Raw genomic sequence first — 17,002 nt, forward strand, 5'->3', positions numbered from 1 at the left:
GCAATGGGGTCACTCATTTCATCCTGAATTTCTAGCACAAACTGCCACACAAATTACTTCCTGTAGATGGTGTAGCTTCTGATATATCTATGCATTTTTATAATGGTTGAGTATTCACCCTAGCATGCTTCAAATCACAGTCCAAAATCATCCCTGCTGTATGTTTGCAGCAAGATAGTCATGTACACCCTCACCTGCAGCACGACCTGTGGCAAAACATGCAGTTAATAAATAACCGCCTGTAGGCGCATCCCAATCGAGCATTTCCCCACAACAAAATACATGCGGGTTTGACTTTAACTGCAGTTGTTCAGATAAGACGTCTCGTTTGATGCCACCAGCACAGCTAATCGCTTCTTCGATCGGACGGAAGCCCTCTAAGGGAATGAGCAAATGTTTAATCTGATGTGCTAAAGCCAGTGGATCATTCCATAGATTTTTAGCCACCAATTCACGCACCAGATTGGCTTTGGCATTGTCTAAACCTGCTTTACGCCAGACATTACTTAAAGACTGTTTTTTACTGGGTTGTAATTTTTGCACAAGCTGTTCAACAGTTTGATCTGGAATTAAATCCAAATAGAGTTGCATGGTCTGACCATTTTTAATTTGCTGACGCAGCGCGCGACCTTGTTTATAGATTAGACCGCTTTCCAAACCATAATGGCTAATTACAATATCGCCCATAGTTTTGGCTTGATCATCCACCCAAGCTTCTACACGTTTTAAAGGCTGACCAAATACGGGTTGCATAAACTTGGACCAAGCATATTCCACGCCTGCGTTACTGGCTTGAAAGGCTTCAAGTTCATCCTGAGATAACCATTTTTGCCATGCACCATCACTGCCGAGTCGTGACCATGACACTGCACCACAGGCCATCACAATGACATCAAACTGCTGGGTTTCGACCTGTTCTGTTACCAGGTTTTTAAACTGTAATTCGGAACTGTTTAAGTTCAGACATTGATGTCGATAATGAAAAATTACACCATGTTCGACCAAGCCTTTTAACCAGGCACGCAGCAGTGGCGCAGCTTTCATTTCAACCGGAAAGACCCGACCGGATGAACCGATATAGGACTCAATCCCTAAGCCCTTCATCCATTGCTGAATCCAGTTCGCATCCCACTTTTTTACCCAGGGTGCAAGCCATTCAGCTTGATCATAGCGCTCTATAAATTGTGCTACAGGCTCGGCATGGGAAATATTTAAACCTGTTTTTCCCGCCATTAAAAATTTACGTGCGGCCGATGGTTTCTGTTCATAAACATGCACGTCATAATCGTACTGGGTTAAAACTTCCGCAGCCATCAATCCCGCAGGACCTGCTCCAATAATTGCAACACGTTTTTTCATAGCCAACTTATTCAGCATCTTTTGCATCAGTTTCTGATGCAGTTTCGATCACCGCATTTTGACCTTGCAGCGGCATAAAATCATCAAAACGGGTGGTGTAGCCTTCTGGCTTGGTGATGATCAATTGCTGACACAACTCACCACGTTGCAAATATTTAATTTCAAAATGGGTACGTGCTGATGTAGCTGGAATTACTTCTTTAACAAACGGTAATTTCCAGGTCTCAATCAGCTGTTGCTGCGCTTCTTCTATATATTCAGGAATATTACTGGCCAAAGTCACCGTTCCACCGACCTGTAAACGCGACAGTAAAAATTCAAAAAACGGCATATTCAACCAGCGCTGTGCCGGATTATGCGGTTCAGGATTGGGATATAAAATAAAAAATTGCTGCACCTGTGCTGGCAATAAAGCATGCACGATCCATGGCATGGCATCGGCATGAATCGCTTTTAAATTGGTTTGTCCTTCTAAGGCATGCTGTTTTTGCATCGCCACATATTTTTCACGGGTGCGTTCAATTGCAATCAGTTTATTTTCGGGATGCTGACTCGAAAAAAGCAAGGCATGTTTACCTTTACCTGCACCAATTTCCACACAAATTGGCTCTGGGCGAATCATTTGAAAATCACGAGGCGCATGCATACGCTGTGCTTGAAATTGACGAATTGGCATAATCAGATCAAACTAACAAAAATCAGCTCAAGTCTAGCAAGAGCAACTGAATTTGACTAATCGAATCATCATTTTTATCCGGAGTAATAAGATGCCTCGCACTTTTCCTTGCCCGCGTTGTGGCAAACCTTCGACTTGGGAAGGCAACGAGTTCCGTCCTTTTTGTTCAGAACGCTGTAAAATGATTGATCTGGGCGCTTGGGCAAATGATGAATATAAATTGCCTACTCAAGATGCACCGCAAGCGGATGGCAGTCGTGAAGAAGATGAGTTTTAATGATCAATTACGCATAAAAAGTTACTGATTTAATGGATAAATAACTCTAATCTACTTTAATCAAAGTGGATTAGAGCACATCCTTTTATTAAAAAATAATCTAATATTTTATACAGAAGAAATACTCAACTTGCCGACAAAAACAATAACTACTGCTCTTTTCCGCCCTACAATGAAGCTATAAAAATTATCACAACAACTATAAAAAAGAGGAAATAAAAAATGGGAGTAGTGTTTCTAAAGATTCTATTTTTTCTATTTGTCTTACTGAGTATTGTTAGTTTGATTTTTGGAATTTATACCCATGATGTCATTATTATTTGGATTGGCATCTTATTTGTTTTTGCAGCGATTATCATTACCTTGGAATTAAAGCAGCTGCATAGTGGTCCTTTTCGCCGAGATTGATGAAATTCATTCATCAATCTCTGAAAAGCAAGTATTAACCCGCTTTACCTGCAACAAAAGGATTATGCTGTTTTTCAAAACCAATGGTACTGATTGGACCATGACCTGAAATAAATTGAGTTTCATTTGGCAGACTGAAACATTCACGCTGAATCGAATCTAACAGTTGTTGATGATTTCCGCGTGGAAAGTCAGTACGACCGATAGACCCTTTAAACAGCACATCACCTGTCCATAATAGACCATAATTTTTGTTATAGAACATCACGTGACCCGGAGTATGACCAGGTGCGAAACGCACTTCAAATTCTTCATTCCCCAGCTTTAACACTTCTCCGCCTTCAAGCCATTGGGTAACGTCTACTTTTTCTGGAATAGGAAAGCCATAACGTGCTGATACTTCCTGAATCATGTCTAGCCAAAACGCATCTTCTTTATGTGGACCAATGACAGGAACATTCCACACTTTGGTTAATGCTCCCACTGCACCGGCATGATCCAGATGACCATGAGTCAACCATAAAGCTTTCACGGTCAAACCTAGAGCTTCCACTTCAGCTGCTAATTTTTCAGGCTCACCACCTGCATCAATCAAAACTGCTTCTTTACTTTCTGAATCCCAAACAATTGAACAATTTTGCTGAAATGCCGTGACAGGAACAATTTTGACTTGCAACATAATGGCGAAACCTCGGTGAAATTAGTGAGCGAATGTCTGCGTTAATGCATCAAGATTAGCTTGAAGCAAAGTTGTGAGCAATGCGATATGATCTGCACGGGTATTTAATGCAGGAATATAAGAGTATTGTTCACCCCCTGCTGACTTAAAGGTTTCAGCATTTTGCAAAGCCAGTTCCTCTAAAGTCTCGAGACAATCTGCAGAAAAAGCCGGGCTCATAATCTGAACCGATTTTACCCCTTGCTCTGCCCAGTCTTTTAACAGCTGATCGGTATAAGGTTTCACCCATTCCTGTTTGCCAAAACGCGACTGGAAACTGGCTGCCCACTGATCATCCTGTAAACCTAAAGCCTGCGCCACAAGTTGCCCGGTAATACGACAACGATCTGCATACGGATCACCCTTATCGGCATACGGCTGTGGAATACCATGGAATGACATCAATAATTTTTCTGCAATACCATGTTCAGCCTGATAATCCCGCACACTTTGTGCCAAAGCCTGAATATATAAAGGATGCTGATAATAATCACGAATGATCGACAAACCCGGTAAATTGCGCTGGGTGAGTATCCACTTTGCCACTGCGTCATAGAGGGGAGCAGTCGAGGTTGCCGAATATTGAGGAAATAGCGGAAGTAAAATAATGTGATCTTGTGGATTGAGGCTTAATTTTTGCAGCAATTCTTGAATACCCGGATTACCATAACTCATGGCAGGGACAATATTTAATTCAAACTGCGGATAGTGCCCAATTAATTGTTGTTGAACCGCTTTAACCTGTTCAAACACAATTTCACGCATCGGTGAATCTTGCCCCCAGACCATTGCATAAGCATGGGTCACCCGTTTAGGGCGAAACGGTAAAATAAACAGTCTTAAAATGATTTGCCAAACAGGTTTTGGAATTTCAATGACCCGCTGATCAGATAAAAACTGCTTCAGAAAACGACGTACGGCAGGAACAGTGGGTTCGTCTGGCGTACCCAAATTGGCTAAAATAATCGTGACTTTCGCTTTAGGTGCAGAAAACATCAAACCCTTTCCAACATATATGAACTGCTTTACTTTAACAGTTTTCTGCACTTTCTCTATATAGATTAATAGTTAGACTTAAATTGAAAAACACGGTGATTATCCAGCAAATTACTTTCTAAAAGCTTTTGTCCTTTGGAGGTGATTTGCCACAACATCCGCTGACGGTCATCACGTCCAGATTGCACAATCCAGTCATTTTGACGCATTTGCATTTTAATACTGTGCAAAGCACGAATATTAATTTGCGCACGTGCCACTGCATGTGCACGCGGCATTTCCGCACGTGCATCTTCAAGGCCAGTATCATTTAAATAGTCATTTATACATTTAGAAAAATATTCTTCTGGCGTCGGATTGACAAACATACTGCCTAAAATATTCAGTAACTGTGCCCAAGTCAGTTTCTTTTGAATTTTCAGTTCCTTGAAATTACCGTCTTGATATGCATGCATTCGATATTCAAAAGAAAATAATTCATGCATTGAAACTTTGGGTAAAGATAAAAACGGATCGACTTCTCGCTTGCCCACTTCTGTTTCAAGTTGCTCAATTTTAGCTTTGAGTTGATCAATTTCATCATGCAAGGATTGCGTGTTCTGCGGTCGAACCCAACCTGAAACAGGATAGCGTTCTAGCATTTGCGGCATATTAAAGCGCACCGCCATTTCCAAATCACGAATGCTACGGTAAGTAAAAATTTGATCCGCTTCTTGTTGTAATAATTTGCGGAATTCTAGGAATTTTTCACGAAGTTCCGGCTTTTGATCCTGTAAGGCTGGATCCCGGGATGCCGGATCTTCATGCATAAAGACAATAATCGGCTTCTGTTTGGTGACAGCATAAATATATTCGAGGTGCATATACCCGACACCTGACACAGATTGCTCGCCATATTGACTGCCCAAAAGAATCACCACATAGTCGCAGTCATCAATTTGACGACGTGCAAATGCCGTACTCAGCGGTGTTCGTTGTTCTAATCCCCAAGAAAAGAACCCCATTCCCACTAGAGTTTGAGCTAAAACGATACGTTCTGGTTGCATTTCACTGCCAGACGTAGAAATAAAAACCTGATAACGCTTATCGAGCATTGGTTATCCTCTTCCAATTGCATATTACATCCCCAACTGTAGCCATGCTGATCAGTTGTGCTGTAATCGACCACCCCAATCTAAAATTTAATTTTTTTCTATATTTCAAAAGACTAGCTGCGTTTCTTTGCTTATTCAACAATAATGTTGCGAATATCCCAAGTTAAATTCTCTTGAATCAGGTACTGCAACACAGTTTTTAAATTTTCTGCGTTATTGCCACTGACATGACATTCAATTCGTAAGCTGTCTTTTTGATCTTGCTCAAATAATAACTCATTTTTAATCAAAATTCGGGCTGTTTGTCGCGCAACTGGTACACCAGAGTCAATTAATGTCAGTTTCTGACCAAAAATCGATTCAATTGCAGGTTTCAGGAAAGGATAATGGGTACATCCCAAGACCAAATAATCTGCTCCTTGGTCCACCACAGGTTGTAATATTTCTTTTAAAGTCGCTAAACATTCCGCGCTCATTTGTGAACCACTTTCCACAAAAGGCACTAAATCCAGACAGGTCACAGGAATGACATTCACATTGGCAGGCAGGGCAAAACGCTGCATCACATCTTGAATCAGCTTGCCCCGAAAAGTCGCGGGCGTTGCAAGAACCGCGACTGTTTTTGATTTGGTTTGTAATACGGCAGGTTTTAATGCGGGTACTAAACCGATAATCGGAAAGTCTTCGCCATAATAATCACGCAAATAATCCAGGCTAAAAGCAGAAGCAGTATTGCAGGCCACCACTGCCACTTTACAGCCTTGACGATACAACCACTCAATTGCATCAGCGGTTAGCTCACGAATATTTTGATCATCACGCGGTCCATAAGGCACATTTGCAGTATCGGCATAATAAAGGATGCGTTCTTTGGGTAAATAATTCGCAATTTCCTGTGCGATAGACAAACCACCTATTCCAGAGTCAAAAATCCCAATCGGTGCATCAGGTTGCGCCTTAGGCATTGGATTTGTTAAAGGATAAATAGGATGAATGGCTGTCATAGCTTCACTTTCAGCAGTTCAAGAAACGGGGTGAACAAAGCTTAAACCTCAGGTGCCTAATTGCAAGTAAAAATCGCCACTTTGTAAGGTTAAAATGGTTTCATTTTTGTCATTTTCAAGCAGCTGTCCTATTTCAATTAAATGAAAAAAAGCAGAACGTTGAATTAAGGCATTGATGCCAAAACGAACATGCACATAAGGACGTAATTCACCTGAATACTCACGCATAAAAAGTGGATGTTCCTGATCCACAATCACAATATCATGGGTGGTGGTGGTGAGTTGAATATAGGTTTTGCCCTCAATTTCGACCTGATCCACCTGATTGACGAATAAAGGTTCATCTTCAACCTCTATTTCAATTTGTTCTACGGGAGTCTTTAAGTAGAACTTGCCATCTTCTTTCCAGAGTACGGTCGAGAACAACTCAATCAAGGCTTGTCGTTTGATCAATTGACCTTCGTGCCACCATTCTCCATTGGCTTTTACCTTTAAATCCATTGCGCCACAATGCTTTGGGTTAAACTGGTCCAATGGGGGGATTGACCTTTTGTGACCGGTCTGTGCATCTTTTAAGTATTGTGTAATACCCATTAAATTTTTATCATCAGGAATAGCGACATTTTTCGTCTGATTTGGTGAATTATTTTGATTAACCATACGGAATACCCCTGCTGACGGAAAAATAATATGATTCAGCCAATTGGCTAGATCAAGGTTTAAAACTATACTAGCCCACAATATAAAAGACACGATAATAAAATTGTGTCTGGGCATTAAGAACACTCATGGCAGCACCGAGTGAAATCATTACGGTTGCCACCTTCAAATCATATGAGGAGTCCTACATGGAACACATCGAACGTGAATCGATGGAGTTTGACGTCGTTATCGTAGGCGCAGGCCCTGCGGGTCTTTCTGCGGCGATTAAAATTCGTCAACTTGCAATTGAAAACAACCTGAACGATCTGTCCGTTTGTGTGGTGGAAAAGGGCTCCGAAGTTGGTGCGCACATCTTGTCCGGTGCGGTGCTTGAACCGCGTGCCATGAATGAACTGTTCCCGAACTGGAAGGAAGAAGGTGCGCCTTTAAATGTCCCGGTGACTGAAGACAAAACGTTCTTCTTGCTGTCTGATGAAAAATCACAGGAAGCGCCACACTGGATGGTGCCGAAAACCATGCACAATGATGGCAATTATGTCATCTCACTCGGCAACGTGGTGCGCTGGTTAGGCACTAAAGCGGAAGAACTGGAAGTATCCATTTTCCCGGGCTTTGCCGCATCAGAAATCCTGTACCATGCAGATGGCACCGTTAAAGGCATCCAGACCGGTGACATGGGCATCGGCAAGGATGGTGAACCGACGCATAACTTTACTCCGGGTTATGAATTGCATGCCAAATACACCATTTTTGCAGAAGGCTGCCGTGGTCATTTAGGCAAGCGCCTGATTGCAAAATATAACCTCGACAAAGATGCCGATCCGCAGCACTACGGCATCGGGATTAAAGAACTCTGGGAAATTGATCCTGCAAAACACAAGCCCGGTCTGGTGATGCACGGTGCAGGCTGGCCATTGAATGAAACCGGTTCTTCAGGCGGCTGGTGGCTCTATCACGCTGAAAACAACCAGGTAACTCTGGGCATGATCGTGGATCTGTCCTACACCAACCCGCATATGTATCCGTTCATGGAAATGCAGCGCTGGAAAACCCATCCTTTAATCAAGCAATATCTGGAAGGCGGTAAGCGTATTTCCTATGGCGCGCGTGCCGTGACCAAAGGTGGTTTTAACTCGTTGCCTAAATTCACCTTCCCGGGTGGATCACTGATTGGTGATGATGCAGGCTTCCTGAACTTTGCCAAAATCAAGGGCTCACACACCGCGATGAAATCCGGCATGCTCTGCGGTGAAGCGGTGTTTGAAGCGATTGCTGCCGGTGTGGAAAAAGGCGGTGACCTGGCTGTTGCACGCGTTTTAGAGGGCGAAGATTTCTTTGTTAAAGAACTCACTACTTACACCGACAAGTTTAATAACAGCTGGCTGAAAGAAGAGCTGTACAACTCGCGTAACTTTGGCCCGGCGATGCACAAGTTTGGTCAATGGATCGGTGGTGCGTTTAACTTTATCGACCAGAACGTGTTTAAAGTGCCTTTCACTCTGCATGATCTTGTTCTTGACTATGCAGCACTAAAAACTCAGGCTGCTGAAACCTTCAAGCCGAACTATCCCAAACCGGATGGCAAACTGACCTTTGACCGTCTGTCTTCGGTGTTTGTATCGAACACGGTACATGAAGAGAACCAGCCGGCTCACTTGAAACTGACCGATGCCTCGATTCCAGTTAACGTCAACCTGCCGAAATGGGATGAGCCTGCGCAGCGCTACTGCCCTGCCGGTGTATATGAAATCATGGAAGAGAATGACGGCTCGAAACGCTTCCAGATCAATGCAGCCAACTGTGTGCACTGCAAGACCTGTGACATCAAGGATCCGTCTCAGAACATCACCTGGGTAACGCCGGAAGGCGGCGGTGGTCCTAACTATCCGAATATGTAATTCGGATAGTCCTTGCGCAAGCTCATATCCGAACATGTAATTCAATATTGGAGAGTGCTTTATTCTCCTTGTGAATAAAAAAAATCCCCTTTCGAGGGGGTTTTTTTATGTCATGTTAAAATTTCATGTCATCTTAAAATGAAAACTAAAATATTTTGAATTAGCCTTTTTTAACCAAATAATGAAATTCTTTATTTCCCACTTCATCCAGCACTTCTTCTTGTAATAATAATTCATGGCCTAAATGCATACAGAATTTTGGAATATCCCATGAAGTCGAATTATCTGTGGCAAACACTTCAACCACATCACCCGATTTTGATTTACGAATCGCTTGATGCAACATCATTACGGGTTCAGGACAACGTAGTCCTCGTGTATTCAGCTGAATAGTGGGAGTAACAAGCGGTTCAGACATTCTTAAACTCGGTATCAAAAAATCATCGCCATTTTAACATAAACTTAAATACTGTCTTTTGCTTTCAAAGCCCGGATCCAAATGATAGAAAATGATGACTCATGCATTCATGAATTACAGCTATTTTATAGATAGACATCTATATTTTCTCGAGTATGATAAAATTTGTTTTTTTAGATATTAAGAGTCTTTAGGAAAGATCATGCACGAGGAATCAGGCCCGTCGTGGGGCATGCGTGGCTTACGTAAATGGTTAAGCACTGCACCCGAAACTCGCGACGAACTGCTAAAATTAGTACAAGATTCACGTCGTTTTTTAGAACCCGATACTGTTGCAATGCTTGAAGGCGTACTTGACCTTCCTGCGACAAAAGTCCGTGAGGTCATGACCCCACGTACATCGATGATTAGCCTGCAAGAAGATGATCAGCTCTTAGACATCTTGCATACCCTTGTAGAGTCTGCACATTCTCGCTTCCCGGTATTTTCATCCGATCAACCAGACAATGTGGTCGGCATTTTATTGGCCAAGGATTTACTGCCATTTTTGACAGAACCGAACAATAAGGTCGATATTCGTGCATTAATGCGCCAGCCGATCTTTGTGCCTGAAAGTGCCCGTTCCGATCAAGTTCTGCGTATGTTAAAAAATACCCAGACCCATATCGCTGTGGTCATTGATGAATATGGCACAACCTCTGGACTGGTGACTTTAGAAGACATTTTAGAAGAAATTGTCGGTGAAATTGAAGACGAACACGATACGGTGGATGAAGAGGCTCAATACATCATTCCGGATAATGATCCTCAAACGGCGAATACCTGGCTCGTTCAAGCACTTACACCAATTGAACACTTTAATAATGTTTTAGATGCTGATTTTTCTGATGATGAAGTAGAAACTGTCGGCGGTTTATTGCTTCAAGAAATTGGTTTAGTGAGCGATTTACAAGGTCAAGTGATTGAGCTTAAAAATTGGGAATTCACCATTGTAGAAGCAGATGCACGTACTATTCATCTGATTCGAGCTGTCCGTAAATGAGAACATACTTTAATAAGCTGTTAAATTCATCCCAACAAAAAAATCAGCTCCCATTTATTTACCCCTTTTTAGTTTCGCTCTTTTCAGGTGCCATGTTCAGTTTTGCGCTGGCACCTTATTATTACTGGTGGCTTGCGCTCCTGTCCCCTGCCTTGCTCTATGCATCACTGCGTAAACGTTCGGCACGCCAAGCTTTTGGCATTGGCTGGGCTTACGGCTTTGGCTTATGGTTTGTCGGGGCATTTTGGCTGTATACCTCAATCCATGTCTATGGTGATACCAGTGCCTTTTTAAGTGTACTGATGATTGCCGTTATGGCCTTGCTGATGGGACTATTTACCGCCCTGCAAACCTGGATCTACCGTCGATTCTTCCCGGAAACGCCACTGACTTTTGCGCCGCTTTGGGTGTTCTTTGAGTGGGCAAAAACATGGGTATTTACGGGTTTTCCATGGTTATTTGTCGGCTATGCCTTCACTGAACGCTTCTTAGACGGCTATGCGCCATTATTTGGGATCTTCGGCGTATCGTTTGTTGTGATTATACTGGCCTGTGCGCTGGTTGAAATCTTGAATAAACGTGTGTTTTGGATTGTCCCTTCCACGATCTTATTGCTCGGTGCCTGGGGAGCTTCATATCTCAACTTTGTTGAACCCAAAGATGAAAAACCGCTTTCAGTTTCGCTGATTCAAGGCAATATTCCACAAGACCTGAAATGGCTGACAGAGTATCAAGTGAAAACCTTGATGATCTATGCCAATTTAAGTCGTACTGAATGGGGTCGTGATCTGATCGTTTGGCCAGAATCTTCGATTCCAATGTTCCAGACCGATATCCAACCCTTTTTGGATGCCATGAAAGTTCAGGCAGAAAAATCTGGAACTGCATGGGTCACCGGTCTTCCTTATTGGGATTTGAAAGAATCAAAAATCGAACAACACCCGATGTACTACAATAGCATCATGGCTACAGGTGATGAGACTGAGGGTTTGTATAAAAAGCAACGTTTAGTCCCGTTTGGTGAATATATTCCTTTATCTGGCTGGCTCAGCTGGGTATTGCCAGCATTACAAAATGATCCGTCAATGAGTGGTTTTTCTCGTGGTGCACGTGATCAAAAACCATTGAATGTGAAAAACCATGCGCTGGGTGCGGCTATTTGTTATGAAGTGGCTTATCCAAACCTGACGCGTCGTAATGCCAGTCAAAGCGATTACCTAGTCACTGTATCCAATGATGCATGGTTTACCGGAACTGCGGGACCTTGGCAACATTTACAAATGGTGCAAATGCGTGCCAAAGAAAATGGACGCTGGTTTATTCGTGCCACCAATACGGGTGTAACTGCATTTATTGATCATCATGGGCATATTGTAAAACAGGCACCGACGGATCAAACCGCTATCCTTCGTGGTGATGTTCCAGCCATGCAAGGTGAAACCTTATATATGCGCCTCAGTGATTGGCCAATTCTGGGTTTCTCATTGTTGTTATTGATTCTAGGCTGGATTTATCGTCCACGTAAGGTTGATGTGTCGTTTAAGTCACGACGTTAAGCATTACGGTGTTCCCTCTCCTTCCAGGAGACGGCTAGAGAGAGGTAATCGCCCTCATCCTAACCTTCTCCCAGAGGGAGAAGGAATAAAAAGGCTATAAAAAACCCGAGGTCAATGCCTCGGTTTTTTTATTGAATAGATTTTATAACTGGATCACTAAATAAGACATCATTGCGGTTAAAAACAGCATCGGGATATAACGATAAACTTTCACCACACTTTGTTCTAAACTTGAAATCTGTTCGTGTTGTAATCTTAATACAGTCGCTTTTAATGCAGACCAAAAGCAAAGTACAAACAGCGAGCTAAATAAACTGATGGCAAAAAAGCCCACCATAATCTGGCTACTTCCTTCCGTCGCATTCCATAAAGTTAAAATGCCCTGACTCATTGGAAGTAAGCTTAAAATTAAAAGAACAGACGTGAGCATTGCCCCATGAAATTGGTTAATTTCATCCGATATGATTAATGCTTTCATTCCACCCTCCTTGGCTAAAAAAGTGCCATTAAGGATATTATGCGCAGTTTTAATTAAATAAAAAGACTATATTTCTTCATACCTTACCATTATTGTAACCATTACATATGCTAATCATTCTTATTATAAGTCTCAAACAGAGATTATTATATAATTTCAATAAATCCAATAACTTAATATATATTTTATAATCAAGATGTATTATCACTTCACTTAGTATTGCAGAGCATCATTCAGTGAAGTGATCTATTTTATATCCTTAAAATAATTAAGGAATTTTAATTAAGGCTGATAATAAATATCGGCATCTGTACCTTCACCACCTTCTTTACCATCGGCGCCAAAAGAATATAAATCGAATGCACGGCCTTCGGCACCTGGAATCACATATTGAAGATCATTTTCCCAACTGTCTTTGGGATAGCCACCTTTCACATAACCACCCTGCATCCAGTTTTTTGCAGAAGCCGGCTGATTAACCAGTGCATCTAAACCGCCATCTTGCATGGATGGATATTTACCATTATCGAGCTTGTACTGATCTAAAGCCCCAGCCACACCTTTTAGGGTAATTGCAGATGTATCTACTTTGGCTTTTTCACCACGCCCCATCACATTAGGAACAATCAGTGCCGCCAATACCCCTAAAATCACAATCACCACCATCACTTCAATGAGGGTAAAACCTGAGGCACGATTCAGTCGAGTAACACTCGACCGTGCCGCAAGTCCGAAAGCTATGCTTGAGGAGGTTTGAACATCATTCACAACAATCTCTTTCTGTTGCATTCTAGCTTTATTCATATTCATCTCTTTCACGCAATTTTATTAAATCATATTATTCATATTTACAATCGGCAGCATCACCGCAATCACAATCACCAACACAATACTTGCCATCAATACCAACATGAGCGGTTCAAGCAGTGCCAATAAGGTCGAAATCAGGGTTGTGACTTCTCGATCCTGCATGGTTGAAGCACGCTCCAGCATACGATCCAGCTCACCCGATGCCTCACCACTTTTGATCATTTGTACCATCATCGGTGGGAAATAACCACTGCGCTCCAGTTGTGTGGCAAGGTTGCCACCTTCGGTGACTTTCTCGGCTGCCAAATTGACTGAATCCCGGATCACCCAGTTATTACTCACCGCAGCGCCAATTTTAAGTGCATCCACCAGAGGTACGCCAGACTGGGTCAAAATCGATAAGGTACTGGCAAAGCGTGCTGCATTTATACCACGCGATAATTTACCAAATAATGGCAATTTGAGCGTTAAACGGTCAAATGCATAATGTCCTGCAGAGGTTCTTAAAAAGCGAACTAAAGCAGTAAAACCAACTACACTCGCGACTAATAAAAACGGCCATGCCACACGAATAAAATCACTGGTTTTCATCAACGCTACGGTAATCCAGGGCAATGCATCTTTATTTTGATCAAAAGTTTTTACAATGTCGGGAACCACGTAGGTCATCAGCCCCATTACAATGGCAAACGACATCAGCATTAAAATAATCGGGTAAATCATCGCGCCCTGCACTTTCTTTTGCATGGCAAAGCGGTTTTCGGTGTAATCTGATAACTGGTCTAGAATTAAATCGAGATGACCTGAGCGTTCACCGGCGGCGATGGTGGCGATATATAAATCAGGTAAACGCCCCGCTTGCTGCAAGGCACTGGCCAGTGAATGCCCTTCCATGACTTTTGAGCGCACTGACATCAACAAATTTTGCACATGGGCTTTTTCACTTTGCTTACCCACTGCACGCAACGCTTCTTCTAAAGGAATCCCTGCTGCAACCAAAACTGAAAGTTGACGGGTAAACAATGCCAAATCATAAGCAGTGATTTTTTTCTGAAACCAGCGTTCTGAGTTATGCTTATCTTTTTGCTCAACAGGATCAACGGTCACAGGAATGAGCTCTTTGTCTCTTAACTGTTGACGAATTTGACGTGCTGAATCCCCTTCTAACACGCCTTTTTGCTGCTTCCCTGAAGCATCAATGGCAGTAAATTGATATGCAGGCATTGTGATGCTCTAATTTTCCAAAATTTGCTTCAGCGCTGTTGCGTCTGACCACCAAAATCATTCATATTCTTATATAAATGATTTGCTCACTCTAACATAACTCTATCTTTAGCACGACGAAATTTGATCAGGACGCTTTGACCCTAATTTATGCCAAATACAACATCGACTCCATCCGACATTTATCGCATTCGTGTTGCTGTACCGGTCTATATTTATGACTGTTTTGATTACACTTTAACGGCTGAACAATACCAGCAAGCTGAAGTAGGGGCACGTGTTGCCGTGTCGTTTGGACGTCAGAATCTGGTCGGCATTATCGTTGAAAAATTAACAGCAGATACCCCGATTGATCCACGTTTTAAGCTCAAAGCCATTACCGAACTGCTGGACGATCATGCCCTTTTAGATCAAAAAACTTTGAGCTTACTCATCTGGTCCGCTCAATATTATCAATTTCCGATTGGAGAAGTTTTTCAAAGTGCCTTACCGACATTCTTGCGTCAGGGAAAACCGTATAATTTATTGGCGCGGATGTGGAAAGTTCTGGATTTAGCTGCTGAAGCCAAAGTTACACGCTCTGAAAAACAACGAGAAGCTTATAAAGTCCTGAAATTACACCCTCAGGGAACCACAGAAAATATTTTAAATTTAGCCGGCATTGAAACAGCAATACTCAAGGCTTTAGAAAAAAAACAGATTATCGAATGTGTTTTAGAAAATCAGGATTTTAGTCCACAGCCGGTCACACTGGCTCAAATGCCGTTAACCGCAAATGAAGATCAAAAGAAAGCGGTACAACAGGTGCTTAAAGCGCAGAAAAAATATCAAGCCTTTCTACTGGATGGATTAACCGGTAGCGGCAAAACTGAAGTCTATTTACAGATCATGCAAGAGGTGCTGAAACAAGGCAAGCAGGTACTAGTTCTGGTTCCTGAAATTGGTTTAACCCCACAAACCATTAGCCGTTTTCAGTCGCGTTTCCACGGCAATATTGTGCTGCTGCATTCAGGGCTGAATGATTCAAAACGTCTGCAAGCCTGGCAAGCCGCCCAAACCGGTAAAGCTTCGATTATTCTGGGAACCCGTTCTGCTATTTACACCCCGCTGCCGAATTTGGGCTTGATCATTTTAGATGAAGAACACGACCTCTCCTTCAAGCAACAAGAAGGTTTTCGCTATCACGCCCGTGATGTCGCGATGTATCGTGCACACCTAGAAAGCTGCCCGATTATTTTGGGTTCAGCCACACCGAGCATTGAAAGTTATGCACTGGCTGATTCAGGAAAAATGACGCGCTTGGAATTGAATCAGCGTGCGGGTATCGCGCTGATGCCAAAAATTCATCTCATTGATCTGAAAATTGCGCAAAAACAAAATGGCATTAGCCAAAGCCTGATTGATGAAATTCAAAAGCGGCTGGATAAAAAAGAACAAGTGTTGGTATTTTTGAACCGCCGTGGTTATGCACCGGTACTGATTTGCGAAAGTTGTGCATGGCAGGCGAAATGTCCGCATTGTGATGCCAACTTTACCGTGCATCGACAGCCTTATCAGCATTTGCATTGCCACCACTGTGGCAGCATTCACCGTCTTCCGGAACAATGCCCGCAGTGCAAACATACCGAATTGAAACCGATTGGGATGGGCACCGGCAAAGTTGAAGAAAATTTACAAGCATTGTTTCCCAACTTCGATGTGATTCGCGTAGATCGCGACTCCACCAGTCGGGTCGGCAGCTGGCAAAAAATTTATGACAAGATTCAGAAAAGTGAACCGATTATTTTGCTCGGCACACAGATGTTGGCTAAGGGACACCATTTCCCTTATGTAACTTTGGTGGCGATTCTCGATATTGATTCCGGCTTGCTCAGTGTAGATTTTCGCGCTACCGAACGTACGGCGCAACTGATTGTCCAAGTGGCTGGTCGTGCCGGTCGTGGCGAACGCAAAGGTGAAGTGTATTTACAAACGCTCCGACCTGATCATCCACTTTTGAATACCTTAATCCAAGAGGATTATCGTCATTTTGCCAAGCAGACCTTAAAAGAACGTCAAGCCGCTTTGTTACCCCCTTTCCGTTATGCGGCACTTATTCGCTGTGAATCGAAAAGTCAGGAACAGAATCAGGAGTTCTTACAGCAGCATGCCCAGGCGCTAAGACAGATTTCTGAAAATCTGATTGATATCTGGGGACCGATTCCAGCGCCGATGGAACGTAAAGCCGGACGCTATCAGGCACATATGGTGCTGTTATCACAAGATCGTGCCCGATTACACTTTTATATTCGTGCGTGGTGGCAAAATATGTTGCATCAAAAGCCCTCAACCATGAAACTTACACTGGATATAGACCCTCAGGAATTAAGCTAAGTTAAAGC

The 17,002-nt window shown here is 42.7% G+C and carries 16 protein-coding genes; 5 read left to right on the forward strand and 11 right to left on the reverse strand.

Going from position 1 to position 17,002, the window contains the following annotated elements; genetic code table 11:
- Positions 1-147 precede the first annotated feature (147 nt).
- Both B9T23_RS03525 and B9T23_RS03530 read right to left on the reverse strand, forming a co-directional pair.
- Positions 148-1,359 carry a TIGR03862 family flavoprotein gene (locus B9T23_RS03525; protein ID WP_086193119.1) on the reverse strand — a complete coding sequence of 404 codons (1,212 nt, stop codon included), beginning with the start codon at positions 1,357-1,359 and terminating at the stop codon, positions 148-150.
- 7 nt (positions 1,360-1,366) lie between these two features.
- A complete protein-coding gene (locus B9T23_RS03530; protein ID WP_171263050.1) occupies positions 1,367-2,041 on the reverse strand; it encodes a class I SAM-dependent methyltransferase in 675 nt (224 codons plus the stop codon).
- Between the two features lie 85 nt (positions 2,042-2,126).
- On the opposite strand from B9T23_RS03530, the gene B9T23_RS03535 reads away from it, so the two are divergent.
- Positions 2,127-2,312, forward strand: a complete 186-nt coding sequence (locus B9T23_RS03535) for a DNA gyrase inhibitor YacG (protein WP_086193021.1) — start codon at positions 2,127-2,129, stop codon at positions 2,310-2,312.
- A 442-nt stretch (positions 2,313-2,754) separates the two neighbouring features.
- Here the strand turns inward: B9T23_RS03535 and B9T23_RS03545 are convergent, their stop codons facing one another.
- The 5 genes from B9T23_RS03545 to B9T23_RS03565 form a co-directional block, all read right to left on the reverse strand.
- Positions 2,755-3,399, reverse strand: a complete 645-nt coding sequence (locus tag B9T23_RS03545) for an MBL fold metallo-hydrolase (protein WP_086193023.1) — start codon at positions 3,397-3,399, stop codon at positions 2,755-2,757.
- Positions 3,400-3,420: 21 nt separating this feature from the next.
- Positions 3,421-4,434, reverse strand: a complete 1,014-nt coding sequence (hemH, locus tag B9T23_RS03550) for a ferrochelatase (protein WP_086193024.1) — start codon at positions 4,432-4,434, stop codon at positions 3,421-3,423.
- Positions 4,435-4,499: 65 nt separating this feature from the next.
- Positions 4,500-5,528, reverse strand: a complete 1,029-nt coding sequence (locus tag B9T23_RS03555; protein WP_086193025.1) for a DUF4062 domain-containing protein — start codon at positions 5,526-5,528, stop codon at positions 4,500-4,502.
- A gap of 131 nt (positions 5,529-5,659) precedes the next feature.
- A complete protein-coding gene (gene murI, locus B9T23_RS03560; protein ID WP_086193026.1) occupies positions 5,660-6,532 on the reverse strand; it encodes a glutamate racemase in 873 nt (290 codons plus the stop codon).
- 48 nt (positions 6,533-6,580) lie between these two features.
- Positions 6,581-7,192, reverse strand: a complete 612-nt coding sequence (locus tag B9T23_RS03565; protein WP_086193027.1) for a DUF1285 domain-containing protein — start codon at positions 7,190-7,192, stop codon at positions 6,581-6,583.
- Between the two features lie 188 nt (positions 7,193-7,380).
- Between B9T23_RS03565 and B9T23_RS03570 the strand changes: the two genes are divergently transcribed.
- Positions 7,381-9,093, forward strand: a complete 1,713-nt coding sequence (locus B9T23_RS03570; RefSeq protein ID WP_086193028.1) for an electron transfer flavoprotein-ubiquinone oxidoreductase — start codon at positions 7,381-7,383, stop codon at positions 9,091-9,093.
- 160 nt (positions 9,094-9,253) lie between these two features.
- Here the strand turns inward: B9T23_RS03570 and tusA are convergent, their stop codons facing one another.
- Positions 9,254-9,511 (reverse strand): sulfurtransferase TusA, encoded by a 258-nt coding sequence (tusA, locus tag B9T23_RS03575; RefSeq protein ID WP_086193029.1) that lies wholly within the window; start codon positions 9,509-9,511, stop codon positions 9,254-9,256.
- 202 nt (positions 9,512-9,713) lie between these two features.
- Between tusA and B9T23_RS03580 the strand changes: the two genes are divergently transcribed.
- Together B9T23_RS03580 and lnt are read left to right on the forward strand one after the other, a co-directional pair.
- Positions 9,714-10,553, forward strand: a complete 840-nt coding sequence (locus B9T23_RS03580; protein WP_067722248.1) for an HlyC/CorC family transporter — start codon at positions 9,714-9,716, stop codon at positions 10,551-10,553.
- A complete protein-coding gene (gene lnt / locus B9T23_RS03585) occupies positions 10,550-12,109 on the forward strand; it encodes an apolipoprotein N-acyltransferase (RefSeq protein ID WP_086193030.1) in 1,560 nt (519 codons plus the stop codon). Before B9T23_RS03580 ends, lnt begins: the two co-directional genes overlap by 4 nt.
- Before the next feature lie 142 nt (positions 12,110-12,251).
- On the opposite strand, the gene B9T23_RS03590 is transcribed toward lnt, so the two are convergent.
- From B9T23_RS03590 to gspF, 3 genes are all read right to left on the reverse strand, one after another.
- Positions 12,252-12,587 (reverse strand): hypothetical protein, encoded by a 336-nt coding sequence (locus B9T23_RS03590; protein ID WP_086193031.1) that lies wholly within the window; start codon positions 12,585-12,587, stop codon positions 12,252-12,254.
- A gap of 282 nt (positions 12,588-12,869) precedes the next feature.
- Positions 12,870-13,391 carry a type II secretion system major pseudopilin GspG gene (gene gspG / locus B9T23_RS03595; protein WP_143222496.1) on the reverse strand — a complete coding sequence of 174 codons (522 nt, stop codon included), beginning with the start codon at positions 13,389-13,391 and terminating at the stop codon, positions 12,870-12,872.
- A 24-nt stretch (positions 13,392-13,415) separates the two neighbouring features.
- A complete protein-coding gene (gene gspF / locus B9T23_RS03600; RefSeq protein ID WP_086193032.1) occupies positions 13,416-14,621 on the reverse strand; it encodes a type II secretion system inner membrane protein GspF in 1,206 nt (401 codons plus the stop codon).
- Between the two features lie 150 nt (positions 14,622-14,771).
- On the opposite strand from gspF, the gene B9T23_RS03605 reads away from it, so the two are divergent.
- Positions 14,772-16,994 carry a primosomal protein N' gene (locus B9T23_RS03605; RefSeq protein ID WP_086193033.1) on the forward strand — a complete coding sequence of 741 codons (2,223 nt, stop codon included), beginning with the start codon at positions 14,772-14,774 and terminating at the stop codon, positions 16,992-16,994.
- Positions 16,995-17,002: the final 8 nt, after the last annotated feature.

It is taken from the genome of Acinetobacter terrae, from assembly GCF_002135195.1.
In the GTDB taxonomy this organism is placed as follows: Bacteria; Pseudomonadota; Gammaproteobacteria; order Pseudomonadales; family Moraxellaceae; genus Acinetobacter; species Acinetobacter terrae.

Bases quoted from the DNA above. Each gene is read 5' to 3' on its own strand.
- B9T23_RS03525 (WP_086193119.1), bottom strand. From the start codon at position 1,359: ATGAAAAAACGTGTTGCAATTATTGGAGCAGGTCCTGCGGGATTGATG.
- B9T23_RS03535 (WP_086193021.1), top strand. From the start codon at position 2,127: ATGCCTCGCACTTTTCCTTGCCCGCGTTGTGGCAAACCTTCGACTTGG.
- B9T23_RS03545 (WP_086193023.1), bottom strand. From the start codon at position 3,399: ATGTTGCAAGTCAAAATTGTTCCTGTCACGGCATTTCAGCAAAATTGT.
- hemH (WP_086193024.1), bottom strand. From the start codon at position 4,434: ATGTTTTCTGCACCTAAAGCGAAAGTCACGATTATTTTAGCCAATTTG.
- B9T23_RS03555 (WP_086193025.1), bottom strand. From the start codon at position 5,528: ATGCTCGATAAGCGTTATCAGGTTTTTATTTCTACGTCTGGCAGTGAA.
- murI (WP_086193026.1), bottom strand. From the start codon at position 6,532: ATGACAGCCATTCATCCTATTTATCCTTTAACAAATCCAATGCCTAAG.
- B9T23_RS03565 (WP_086193027.1), bottom strand. From the start codon at position 7,192: ATGGTTAATCAAAATAATTCACCAAATCAGACGAAAAATGTCGCTATT.
- B9T23_RS03570 (WP_086193028.1), top strand. From the start codon at position 7,381: ATGGAACACATCGAACGTGAATCGATGGAGTTTGACGTCGTTATCGTA.
- tusA (WP_086193029.1), bottom strand. From the start codon at position 9,511: ATGTCTGAACCGCTTGTTACTCCCACTATTCAGCTGAATACACGAGGA.
- B9T23_RS03580 (WP_067722248.1), top strand. From the start codon at position 9,714: ATGCACGAGGAATCAGGCCCGTCGTGGGGCATGCGTGGCTTACGTAAA.
- lnt (WP_086193030.1), top strand. From the start codon at position 10,550: ATGAGAACATACTTTAATAAGCTGTTAAATTCATCCCAACAAAAAAAT.
- B9T23_RS03590 (WP_086193031.1), bottom strand. From the start codon at position 12,587: ATGAAAGCATTAATCATATCGGATGAAATTAACCAATTTCATGGGGCA.
- gspG (WP_143222496.1), bottom strand. From the start codon at position 13,391: ATGAATAAAGCTAGAATGCAACAGAAAGAGATTGTTGTGAATGATGTT.
- gspF (WP_086193032.1), bottom strand. From the start codon at position 14,621: ATGCCTGCATATCAATTTACTGCCATTGATGCTTCAGGGAAGCAGCAA.
- B9T23_RS03605 (WP_086193033.1), top strand. From the start codon at position 14,772: ATGCCAAATACAACATCGACTCCATCCGACATTTATCGCATTCGTGTT.